The following is an 11,800-nucleotide window of genomic DNA, read 5'->3' on the forward strand; positions in this document are numbered from 1 at the left end:
CGTCTTAACTAAACGATCATGAAAAATAAAATTCCTGAATGGCTGGCCAATTTTCCAATGATTGGTTTTGCTTTTTTTGCCATCGCGATATTGATCACCATCACGTATTTTTTCATGCTGGCCACTGCTGGCAAAAGGACCAAAAAATTTATTTTCGCTTCGGCTAAAGAAACGGTTTATTTCGACATTGCCACTCGCTTCGTTGCTTTTGGCCTGGTATTCTTTGCTTTCTATGCCATCATAAACTGGATAGGGAAAGCAGCCATCTACCACATCTTTGGAGCCGGATTTTTCTCCATTATTATCGGTGTGGCGTTCGGCTATGCCTTTTGGGCCATTGTGAAGTATTACTACCCATTCGTACTGGAGAAGCGCCTCGATAAGATTCGATTTAAGCCGATGAAGTCCAAAGCCGGGAATCCTATGAGACTACTCAATGAGGAAGAAGAAGATGAGTATATGACCCCTGCGATGATTGAAGAAGAAGACAATCACATTGCAGACTATGACATCTGGGTAGATGAAAAGACTGGCGAAAAGGTGGTGGAAAAATACGACATGCTCTTTCATGCACTGGTATGTGAGAAGTGTAATTACCGAACCATGAGAGACCTGAAGGAAGAAGTGGTGAAAGAAGCCAGTACCTCTGAAGAGGGGCTGATTGTAAAATATTACAAGTGTACCTACTGCGGACACTCCAAATCTCAGGAGCTGAAGGTGGCGCAGCTGAGCTAACACCTGCTAAAAGACATGAAAACCTGTTGAGTTTGACTCAACAGGTTTTTTTATGGTCAGGCATTAATCTTTCTCCTTTTTACTAATGACATAGCGCACCAGAAACAATAACACCACCACACCAATAATGAGTACCGGGGCCATTTTGTGTACCTCTTCCAGTGATTCGGGATTGTTCTCCCCATCCATAACAAAATAGATGAGCACGCCAATGCCAAAGTACAGCGCATATCTGTAGGGCTTTTTCATCGCGCTAAAATAAGGTCAATTTCTGAAAGGGTTGACCCTCAACTCAAAGTCCTTTCAACTCATCCACGAGCATGGCTATTCCACTAATCATCTGTAGCTCCGTGCGCCCGCCATTCTCCCTGGCCTCTTCCAGCACCTGTTGGCTCCGGCTCACCCATCCGGAGGATGGTTTCCCGCCCGACTCAATAAGCCCGATGGCCTCAAGGCCAATTGCAGCCGCTCTGGAAAGATTTTCCGAAAGTGATTCTATCTCTGAAAGTGCCGGAGATCGTTTGATAATGGGCAGTACTTTTTTGTGATTATTGCTCCACAAATCCAATTGTGTTCGCAGTTGGCTGGCCTCCAGTTTTCCTGATAAATATCGACCTACGTCCTCATTGAAGACCCGGGCCACGGTAGCATCTGCAGTAGCCGCATCCGCCCAGAGCATAAAGGGAGAAAATGTGGTGTACAGTGTGCCGTTGGTGTTTCTGGTGTATCCTTTCATGGGTTCTACCACCTCCACCAGTACCTTTAGGGGCTCTATCTCTCTGCTTTTGGCCAATTTTCTAAGAATGGCATTTCGGGAAGAGATATGCTTCAGTCCGAGCTGTTCCAGCTGGAGGCTTATGATCGACAGGCGCCTGTACATGTCCTGCACATCGCGGATCTCCTCCGGTGACCACAGTCGCTCAGCCACAGCAGCCGCTCTTGGCCAGAGACGGCTATCAATCGTCTCAGGGATAACGAGCTCACTCCACATGCACATCTCGCCGCCCAAAATACGGCTTCTCTCCGCTTCGGTAAGGTCCATCTCTGCTGGCGCCGGATCTACCAGGTAGTGCTGGCTGGCCGGCATCATCAAATCAAGATAATACCCATTGGACAACACGGTCTCATAGCCTGCTCTGGCTGCATCATATAGTGTCTGCTTGGCCACCATACCTTCCCAGTTGCCTCGCCACGAATGGATGATGGCACTCTTGGGCATTTCAGGAGTCATGATCTCATCCCAACCCATGGTGTGTTTGCCATACTTGTTAAGTATTTTTTGAATCCTGATGTTGAAATAGGTCTGTAAATCGTGATTGGTGGCCAGGTTATTGGCCTTCATAAAGGCCTGAATTTCCTCGTTTTCATTCCAATGTCTGCCCAGGTTTTCATCTCCACCAATGTGGAAATAGGGATCAGGAAACACCTCAGCGACCTCAGAAAATAGCTCATCTAAAAAATCATACACTGCATCGTTGGTGGGATCCAACGTGGGGTCAAATATGCCGGAAAAGCGTTCTAGTGTATAGGTAGTATCCTTGCTACCCAACTCGGGGAAGGCCACCAGAATGGCCGTAGCATGTCCTGGTACGTCTATCTCGGGGATCACCCTGATCCCTCGCTGATGTGCATAGGCAATAATTTCATCCAGATCCTCACGGGTATAATATTGACCATCAGTGGAAAGCTCCAGCAACTCCGGGAATGCTTTGGTTGGAAACCTGAAACCCTGATCGTCTACCAGGTGGAGGTGAAGTACATTTAGCTTCACCGCTGCCATGGCATCCAGGGTTCTATACAGGACATCCATGGGCATAAAGTGGCGAGCCACATCCAGCATCAGTCCCCGCCAATGAAAACGCGGCGAGTCATGGATGGTAAGCACAGGGAAAATGTTTTGGCCATTACTGACTCCTACCAACTGAAGAAGGGTCTCCAGCCCTCTGATAGCGCCGATATCGGTCTGCGCTTTTAACTCAATGGACTCCGCATCAATCCGCAACTGATAGCTCTCATCCTCATGTAGTCTGACCTCTCCCGGACGTTCCACACTGATGACGAGCTCAGCCCCGGGCAGTTCCCCACTTACCTTGTGCTGGGTGAAAAACAGGGCGGTTTTCTGATCCAGTCTCCGCAAAAACCTGGTAGCTTCATGAGCCAGTCTCTGGTGATAGTTACCAGTAAGAGAAATGGAAAAATCTTTATTAAGAACAAATTGTCCTTCCCCTATCTCTACCTGCTTTGGTACAGGCATAAGATCTAGCCCGGTCTCCTGAGCACTCAGGTAAGGCCCAAATAGTATACAAACGAAAACCAGCTGGAATTGAAAAGATTTTTTAATCATCCTCCCGCTTTGGGGTAGAAGACCTGATAATATGCCGGATACCTTTAATGTCATTATGACTATAAGTTACAGTTATTTTAAAACTTCCTGCGAGTACAGTCGGAATAAGCTCACTAACCGACCATCATCTGTACTCTAAATAAAGTGCCCAAAGCACCTGAAAAAAATTTATTCGCGGTTTGGATTGTTTTCATCGACAAACAACTCCGGCTTGCCCTTGAATGGTCTCCAAGCGCTTCAGCGCTGAATTCGCACCAGTTTTCTGACTACTCAAGGTGCTTAAAGAAGGAACAAAAAGCCTCCCGGAGGAGGCCTTTCATCTACTTATAAACACAATGTATTATCTGGCGTCCCACCACACTTTGGTCAGGAACGTGTTGGTACCCTGTCTGCTGATGGCTTCTGCATAATTCGCTGAATTGTTAGAAGCCTCATGAGAAGGATAAATCATTCGTCTTGGAATGACCCCTCCTGTAGCATTTCCGGGATAGTTCACCGGTGTCAGTTCCGGGTAACCCGTTCTTCTCCAGTTGGACCATACCTCATACCAGTCCAGGAATGACGCTACCCAGTACTGCGCGCCGATCATTTCCATACCATCGGCCGCCACAAATGGATTGGCTGCCAGGTAGGTAGTGATCTCATCTGCAGGCACCTCCGCTGTAGCGTTGTATTGAGTCAAAAACTCCATAGCGGCAGTCACCCCTGCCGTATAGTGCGACTGAGCGGTACCGCCCACACTATAATTTCTTAACGCCGCTTCAGCAAGTAGTAACTCCACCTGAGCATAGTTAATCACGAAAGTGGGGCCCGACAGGCTGAGGAATATGTCATCACGAATGGTTGAGTAATTGGTAATGTCCCCGGGAAAATCCGGATCCGTACTCACATCAAATGCACCTCCGTTCTGATCCAGTCCATTTGGAAGTCCAATCTGATTGGCAGGGTCTGTATCGCCTGTGGCTTGTACCCTGGCAAAAAGACCGAGTCTCGGATCATTCGTGTCTGAGAGGAAATCCACGAAGGTTTTGCTCAGGAACACTTCACCCGTATTCGTGGCATTCCATTCTCCAGCCAGAATGTTACTGTTTCTGTTCACAGTGGTACGGCCGCCTGCTGCATCATGCAGGATGAAAGCATTGTCTGCATTGGAGGTAAATACCCCTCCACTCACAGCCGTTTCAGCCCATTGTTTGGCCACTGTGGGTGCCACTTCTGTCAGTCGCATAGAGAGTCTGAGCATCATGGAGTACGCCAGTTTTTTCCACTGACCAATGGGGTCTGCTGCTGATCCGTAGATCAAATCTCCTGAGCCCGGCAAGTCGCCACTCGCATCCAAGGCTTCGGCAGCTTCTTTTAGTTCATTCAGCATGTCTGTATAAATAAACTCCTGAGTGTCGTACTTAGGGGCATAAATCCCTTCGTGATAAGCCAGGCCAGCTTCTGAATATGGAATCTCTCCATACAAATCTGTCAGTCTGTGGAAAATGATTACTTTCATGATTCGGGCAATCTGATGCAGGTTAGCATAGAGCGGATCCGTTTCCGTGATATTCAACAGGTCCACGATGTATTTCACCTGATCATTGTAAGCCACATCAAATGACGCATTGGCCCAACCATCATTTTGCATGTACTTATCTCCTGCATACCAGCTCGCATTGGCCAGCTGCTGAGTCATCATACTCGAGTAAATGATGTTGATTCTCCAGGTATCATAGCTGAAATCACTATTCCCGGTATACTCCAGCTGAGCCCTCGAAAGATGGTAAGAAGGCACGTAGCTTTCCTTTGCCACCTTGTTTTTGTCCGTGTTGATGTCTTCAAATTCGGATGTACATCCGGAAAAAGTCACCGCGACAGTCGTAAGAACGATATATAATAGATTCTTCATGTCTCTTTCTTTAGATGATTAAAACTTAATGCCAAGGTTGATTCCGTATGTCTTAGACGTGGGGAGTCCCAGGTACTCAATCCCCTGAGCGTTGCCATTGGTATAATTAGACTCTGGATCAATGTTAGGTGTGCTCTTTTTGATGTAAAAGAGGTTTCTGCCCACCAGTGAAATACTCAGCCCCTTGATATTGCCCAGATTAGGGAAGTTATAGGTAAGACTCAATGAGCGGAATTTGATGAAATCAGCATCATACACCTGCAGCTTGGAAATACCCGCCAAGGCACCATAGTAGTTCTGATCGGTCACCGTAGATGACACAGTATTTCCATCAGCATCCACACCACTCACCGTGATTCCATCCCCACGGCCTTCCAGTGTTGCCTTGTGAAGACCATTGCCATAGGCTATGGCATTGGTACCAGAGTAGATCACTCCACCATATTTGAAGTCGATCAGGAAGGATAACGTAAGGTTCTTAAACCTTACATCATTGCTCCACCCGCCTGTAACCGGATGTACCCCTGTTCCCTGTGAGGTCAGCTCTGAAGCCGCCTGTGGGAGACCTGTTGCTCCTAATATCAGGTTGCCGGCATCATCCCGCATGTAATCATAGGCCATCACCTGCGCGAATGGTTTTCCCACCACATGCTCAATGAACGCTCGCCCGTTTCTCGACTCTCCTACGGTAAGTTTATCCTGACCTTCTGCCAGGCCTATCACCGTGTTTTTGTTATTGGAAATATTAAAAGTAGAAGTCCATGTAAGTGCCTGAGTTTTCACTGGTACACCTCCCAAAAGGAATTCTACACCCGTGTTTTCAATCTCTGCAATGTTCACCACAGCGGTCTGATAACCGGATCCTCTTGAAATACCCACATTCACAATGTCATTGAGGGTTTGCTTTTTATACCAGGCCAGGTCTACAAACAGTCGCTTCTGTAAGAATTCCATCTCCCCACCGATTTCCAACTCGGTCACCTGAAGGGGCTCGATTTGAGGATTTGGCACGTTGTTATCTACATTTCCAAGTGGCACACCATTGATGGCGTTGCCCAAAGTACCATAGTATAGGTTAGTAGCAAATACCGGAGCATCACCACCGACGCGTGCATAACCCGCTCTGATCTTACCCATATTCATCCATGGCATATTCAGCGATTCAGAGAATACATAGGAAAGGTTTACTGAAGGGTAATTGTAGGAGTTATTGCCACTGGGCAAGGTGCTCGACCAGTCGTTTCTATCCGTGATGTTCAAAAACAGCATGTCTCTGAATCCAAGCTCAACAGAACCATATAGTGAGTGTACCTCCTTTTGTGGCTCCGTCACGTTGGCACCTTTGGTGGTGGCAGTGCCCGGGTTATAAAGAAATGGGAAAGCAAAACCGCTGGCATTCACTTCTACAGTCTTCTGCTGCATTTTCAACAAATTACCTCCCAGGGTGACCCCAATAGAGAAGTCTCTGTTCACATCTTTATTGATCCCGACCAGGAAATCAGCGTTGGTTTCATTGTAGTTCACTGTACGCTGCAAGTCCAGACCGCCGGTAGGACGGTAAGCTGTACCTGTAGGTGTGATCTGGGTGGCATTGAAAGCATAGAAGTCATTGGCAATACGTGCCTGCACGTATAACCACTCCAAGGGTGCATAGCGCAGACTAGCCACACTTAACACCCGGTCTTTGGAAGTTTCAGTGATGAACCTGTTGGCTGCAAAGTATGGGTTGGTGGTAAAAGCATCACTACCAAACCGGATTTCGTTTTTCAACTCGTCATATCCGGGAGCGAGGTATTCTGCATCCACGTTGGGTGGCAAAAACATGATCGCATAGTTACCGTTACCAGGTGCGTCGTTCACTTTGGTTCGGCCCGCACCATCTTTGGTATAGTTCACATTCGCACTCCCTGTCAGCTGGGGAGACAGCTTGTACGAGGCATCCAAATTGATTGTTTGTCTCTTATAATCAGCTCCGGGGTAGACTGAGGTATTTCTCAAATCACCCAAAGACAATCTGACAGAGCCAGACTCGCCGCCACCGGAAATCGCCAATGAATTGGTATAAGTGGCACCGGTCTCATAAAAATCGTTCAGGTTGCCCCCGCTCACGGCTGAGTATGGATGTTGCCTGCCATCAAAAAGCGTGACCATGGAGCCATCAAGCGGCGCTCCCCAGGAGGTAAGCCCGGTATTGAGGGCAGAAGTCTGATCCGTAGGAGCAGCACCAAGTGTCCCTTGTCCATACTTTTCCTGAAAATCTCTGAAGTCATTGATCCTGGAGATGGCCACATTGCTGTTAAACTCTACCCCCAGTCCCTGACTGGACTTTCCAGATTTGGTGGTGATCAGGATCACACCATTACGGCCTCTCTGGCCATAAAGGGCAGCGGCTGCACCTCCTTTTAGTACGGTGATGTCTTCTATATCATCCGGGTTGATGCTGGAGATACCATCTCCGAAATCCGCACCATCCCATTTACCCACGCTACCCAGGTTGTCATTGTTCATCTGGATACCGTTGATAACATAAAGTGGCTGGTTGTTAAATGAGAGGGAGGAGTTACCGCGAATGGTCACTCGCGAAGATCCCCCTGGACCTGTGGAAGGCGCACTGCTGTTGAGGCCTGCTACTCTCCCTACCAGGTTGTCCGCCACACTGATCTCTCGCGCTTTGGTAAATTGCTCCCCTTTCACTCTGGACACGGAGTATCCGAGCGTCTTCGAGTCTCTTTCGATCCCCAAAGCCGTTACCACCACTTCACCAAGCTGAGTGATGTCGGCATCCATGGCCACAGTAATAATGGCCCGCGAGCCAACAACTTGCTCCACGGACGCAAAACCGATGGATGAAAAGACAAGTACGTCCGTTTCGTTTTCAATCTGGATTCTGAATTTTCCATCCAGATCCGTAGTAGTCCCTGAGTCCGTCCCTTTGATCAGGACAGTGGCACCAGGTATAGGCTCCCCCGATTGGGCATCACTTACAGTTCCCGAGACAGTTTGCTGTCCGAGTACAACGATGCCCATCAGCATTAACATGCAAAATGGTAGTATTCTCTTCATAGAATTAAACTTTTTGGTTTAGGACTTTTGTGACTGCCTTTTTTCAGTCACGGTACCCAATTAAGGAAGTCAGTATGATCTGAGGAAATTTATTCGCAGTACGACGAGCTTTTATCGCTAGATGACATTTGCGGTGCTATGAATAGCACCTATGCTGTTTATTGGCAAAACAGCGCTGTTGGTATAATTTAAGGTTTGCGCGTTCACTTATTTAGGAAATTTGGCTATCTAGTATATACAGTATCGCCTATATAAGGCCATCAAGAATAAATAACCGGCATTGAAGCAGCTTAGAAAACACCGAACAGTACTCTTCCATATCCTCTTCTGGGTAGGCTATTTCTCTTTCAACAGTGTAAGGTGGGGTCACTACTTTGGCGACTATATCTATTCGATCAAGTCTAATCTGGTAGAGTTCCCAATACATATCATTCTGGTATATCTCAATTTATACTGGCTGGTACCCCGGCTGCTTTCAAAAAAGAAATACCTGTTCTATGTTTTGTCCCTCTTCGGAGCCACGCTGGCCTTCTCGCTCGTCAAGATTCTGCTAACCTATGGCCTGGTGACGACCAACATCTGGCCGGAATCTGCCAAGCCCGAAACGGACCTGTTTGGGTTAAGCTATATCATCACAGTATTCATCGGTGAACTGTACATCATCGGGCTCACTGCCGCCATCAAGCTGACCATTGACCACATCCGGGAGCGCGATGCCCAACGGGAGCTGGAAAAAAACAGCCTCGAGACTGAACTTGCTTACCTGAAGAGTCAGATCCAGCCGCACTTCTTTTTCAATACCCTTAACAGCCTCTATGCCCTCACACTTGAAAAATCCGATTTGGCCCCCAACACCATCCTGAAGCTGTCCAACCTCATGAGTTTTGTCATTTACCGGGCCAAAGCCGATGAGGTGACCCTCATGGAAACGGTGACGCACATGAAGAACTATATTGAACTGGAGAAAATCCGGTTTGGCATCCGACTGCAGGTGCATTTTGAGATCACCGGCAAACTTGACGACAAGAAAATACCACCACTCATCCTGTCGCCTTTTGTAGAAAACAGCATGAAGCATGGTGGAGAGTCGCCTGAGGGCACCTTTGACATTTGGATCAAGCTGGATGTGGAGGGAGATAAACTCCGTTTCCAGGTGCACAACTGGCTGAAGGATTATCAGGATTCCAAAGAAGTACAGCGGCTCAATAAAAGTGAGGGCATAGGTCTTCAAAATACCATTCGAAGGCTTAAGTTGCTCTATCAGAACAAGTACCAGCTGGACATCAGTCAGGATGGTCAAAAACATATGGTTAATTTGGTACTCCCCTTAAATCAATAGATATGCAAGTGAAATGCCTGATCATAGATGACGAGCCTTTGGCCGTAAAAGTGGTGGAGAAATACATCGAAGAAGTAGATGACTTTGAATGCGTAGGGAGCTGCTCCAATGGGCTGGAAGCCATACGGTTTCTGAATGAGCAGGCTGTAGACCTCATTTTTCTGGACATCAATATGCCCAAACTTAGCGGCATGGAGTTTTTGGAAACCCTGAAAAACCCTCCACAGGTGGTGATCACCACGGCCTATCGCGACTATGCCGTAGAAAGCTATAACTATGATGTGGTGGACTACCTGGTGAAACCCATAGAATTTCCCCGTTTTTTCCGGATGGTGCAAAAAGTAATGAACCGACTGAGCATCAGGCCCACAGGCCCGGGGGGTACTGGCGGCGAGGCAGAGAAAATCGACCACCTCTTTCTCAAAGTGGACAAAAAAATGGTGAAGGTATTCCTGAAAGACCTCCTGTATGTGGAGAGCCTCAAGGACTATGTGATGGTGCGCACGACGGCCGAAGACCTCATTGTCCACCATAATCTCCACTCCTTCACCGACCTGCTGCCACAGGAAGATTTTATGCGAATACACCGCAGCTACACCGTTTCTTTAGAGAAAATCAAAGCCATCAATGGCAATCAGGTGGAGATTGGCGGCAAACATCTGCCCATCGGCCGCAACTACCAGTCAGAGGTAAAAAACAGAATATTGAAGGGCTAGACAAAAGCCAAAACGAGGGCTTATGTTCATCCGCCAAAGATCACTAACTTTGCGCCCTGAAATACTCGCAGGGAATGACCTTAGAACAAGAAATACAGAAGCGCCGCACCTTTGGAATTATCGCTCACCCGGATGCCGGAAAAACCACACTCACGGAGAAACTACTCCTGTTTGGTGGGGCCATACAAACGGCTGGTGCCGTAAAATCCAACAAAATAGACGTAGGCACCCGCTCTGACTGGATGGAGATAGAAAAGCAGCGGGGTATTTCGGTGGCCACTTCCGTAATGGGTTTTGACTACAAAGATTTAAAAATCAACATTCTGGACACCCCCGGTCACGAAGACTTTGCAGAAGACACTTACCGCACACTCACTGCCGTGGACAGTGTGATCATGGTGATAGACTGTGTGAAGGGTGTGGAGCGACAGACCGAAAAGCTGATGGAGGTATGCCGGATGCGTAAAACTCCGGTGCTTTGTTTCATCAATAAGCTGGACCGGGAAGGCCGCGATGCCTTTGAGCTGCTGGATGAAATAGAAGAAAAGCTGGGCATCAATGTGCGCCCCATGAGCTGGCCCATAGGCATGGGAAAATCACTGCGAGGCGTTTTCAATATTTTTGAAAATAACCTGAACCTATACGAGCCCAGCAAAACCAAGAAAGTCACCGATGTAGTGGAGATCAAAGGCATCGATGATCCCGAACTGGATAAGCGACTACCTGCATCTGCCGTGAAGACACTTAGAGAAGAAATAGAGCTGGTCAATGGGGTGTATGATCCCCTGGATGTCAGCAAATACCTCAATGGCGAAGTGGCTCCGGTCTTTTTTGGCAGTGCGGTCAATAACTTCGGGGTGCGTGAGCTGCTCGATTGCTTCATACAGATCGCTCCACCGCCTGTGGCCCGTGAAACTGAAGAACGCAAGATTGAACCGAATGAGCGAAAGTTCTCAGGCTTCATCTTTAAGATACATGCCAACATGGACCCCAAGCACCGAAACCGAATCGCTTTTGCGCGAATCTGCTCAGGCACTTTTCATCGGGGCACCAGCTACTACAATGTGCGCCACGACAAGCAATTTCGATTTTCCAATGCCACAGCCTTCATGGCGCAGCAGAAAGAAACCGTGGACGAAGCCTTCCCTGGGGACATTGTAGGACTATACGATACCGGCAACCTGAAGATTGGCGATACCCTCACCGAAGGTGAAAAAGGACTGTACAAAGGAATCCCTTCCTTCTCGCCAGAGCTATTCAGAGAAGTGATCAACCTGGACGCCATGAAGTCCAAGCAGTTGGAAAAAGGACTCAATCAGCTAATGGACGAAGGAGTGGCCCAGCTCTTTACTTTCGAGATGGGAGCCCGAAAAGTGGTGGGCACCGTAGGTGCACTGCAGTTTGAAGTATTGCAGTACCGCCTCCTCAATGAATACAATGCCAAGGCGCGATTTGACCATGTCAACATCTACAAGGCCTGCTGGATCAGCAGTAAAAACGAAGCTAAGCTGGATGCGTTTATCAAGGACAAATACCGTCACATTGCTAAAGACAAAGAAGGAAAACTCGTGTTCATGGCAGAGTCCAAGGCCTGGTTGCAGATGGTACAGGACAACTTCCCGGATGTGGAATTTCACTTTATCAGTGAGTTTTAAAGCCGAGATTTCATCTTGTTTGGGCGCTGTTGCTTCTGCTTTGATCACATTTGG

The 11,800-nt window shown here is 47.8% G+C and carries 8 protein-coding genes; 4 read left to right on the top strand and 4 right to left on the bottom strand.

The window, feature by feature from the left end:
- The first annotated feature begins 18 nt into the window (after positions 1 to 18).
- Positions 19 to 735, top strand: coding sequence for a hypothetical protein (locus tag RIH33_RS09630; RefSeq protein WP_406650101.1), 717 nt, complete (start codon positions 19 to 21; stop codon positions 733 to 735).
- 63 nt (positions 736 to 798) lie between these two features.
- On the opposite strand, the gene RIH33_RS09635 is transcribed toward RIH33_RS09630, so the two are convergent.
- The 4 genes from RIH33_RS09635 to RIH33_RS09650 form a co-directional block, all read right to left on the bottom strand.
- On the bottom strand, positions 799 to 984 hold the full coding sequence (locus RIH33_RS09635; protein ID WP_406650102.1) for a hypothetical protein: 186 nt from the start codon (positions 982 to 984) through the stop codon (positions 799 to 801).
- 43 nt (positions 985 to 1,027) lie between these two features.
- Positions 1,028 to 3,079, bottom strand: coding sequence for a beta-N-acetylhexosaminidase (locus RIH33_RS09640; protein ID WP_406650104.1), 2,052 nt, complete (start codon positions 3,077 to 3,079; stop codon positions 1,028 to 1,030).
- Between the two features lie 340 nt (positions 3,080 to 3,419).
- Positions 3,420 to 4,973, bottom strand: coding sequence for a SusD/RagB family nutrient-binding outer membrane lipoprotein (locus tag RIH33_RS09645; protein WP_406650105.1), 1,554 nt, complete (start codon positions 4,971 to 4,973; stop codon positions 3,420 to 3,422).
- An 18-nt stretch (positions 4,974 to 4,991) separates the two neighbouring features.
- Positions 4,992 to 8,036 carry a SusC/RagA family TonB-linked outer membrane protein gene (locus RIH33_RS09650; protein ID WP_406650107.1) on the bottom strand — a complete coding sequence of 1,015 codons (3,045 nt, stop codon included), beginning with the start codon at positions 8,034 to 8,036 and terminating at the stop codon, positions 4,992 to 4,994.
- A 280-nt stretch (positions 8,037 to 8,316) separates the two neighbouring features.
- On the opposite strand from RIH33_RS09650, the gene RIH33_RS09655 reads away from it, so the two are divergent.
- The 3 genes from RIH33_RS09655 (at position 8,317) to RIH33_RS09665 (ending at position 11,746) form a co-directional block, all read left to right on the top strand.
- Positions 8,317 to 9,375, top strand: coding sequence for a sensor histidine kinase (locus RIH33_RS09655; protein WP_406650108.1), 1,059 nt, complete (start codon positions 8,317 to 8,319; stop codon positions 9,373 to 9,375).
- A 2-nt stretch (positions 9,376 to 9,377) separates the two neighbouring features.
- The gene (locus RIH33_RS09660; RefSeq protein ID WP_406650110.1) at positions 9,378 to 10,091 is read left to right on the top strand and encodes a LytR/AlgR family response regulator transcription factor; all 714 of its coding nucleotides are present in this window, start codon (positions 9,378 to 9,380) and stop codon (positions 10,089 to 10,091) included.
- 74 nt (positions 10,092 to 10,165) lie between these two features.
- The gene (locus RIH33_RS09665) at positions 10,166 to 11,746 is read left to right on the top strand and encodes a peptide chain release factor 3 (protein ID WP_406650111.1); all 1,581 of its coding nucleotides are present in this window, start codon (positions 10,166 to 10,168) and stop codon (positions 11,744 to 11,746) included.
- Positions 11,747 to 11,800 lie beyond the last annotated feature (54 nt).

This window comes from Marinoscillum sp., from assembly GCF_040222955.1.
GTDB lineage: Bacteria > Bacteroidota > Bacteroidia > Cytophagales > Cyclobacteriaceae > Marinoscillum.

Excerpts from the sequence above, each read along its gene's own strand:
- RIH33_RS09660 (WP_406650110.1), top strand. The coding sequence starts at position 9,378 with ATGCAAGTGAAATGCCTGATCATAGATGACGAGCCTTTGGCCGTAAAA.
- RIH33_RS09650 (WP_406650107.1), bottom strand. The coding sequence starts at position 8,036 with ATGAAGAGAATACTACCATTTTGCATGTTAATGCTGATGGGCATCGTT.
- RIH33_RS09645 (WP_406650105.1), bottom strand. The coding sequence starts at position 4,973 with ATGAAGAATCTATTATATATCGTTCTTACGACTGTCGCGGTGACTTTT.
- RIH33_RS09665 (WP_406650111.1), top strand. The coding sequence starts at position 10,166 with ATGACCTTAGAACAAGAAATACAGAAGCGCCGCACCTTTGGAATTATC.
- RIH33_RS09630 (WP_406650101.1), top strand. The coding sequence starts at position 19 with ATGAAAAATAAAATTCCTGAATGGCTGGCCAATTTTCCAATGATTGGT.
- RIH33_RS09640 (WP_406650104.1), bottom strand. The coding sequence starts at position 3,079 with ATGATTAAAAAATCTTTTCAATTCCAGCTGGTTTTCGTTTGTATACTA.
- RIH33_RS09635 (WP_406650102.1), bottom strand. The coding sequence starts at position 984 with ATGAAAAAGCCCTACAGATATGCGCTGTACTTTGGCATTGGCGTGCTC.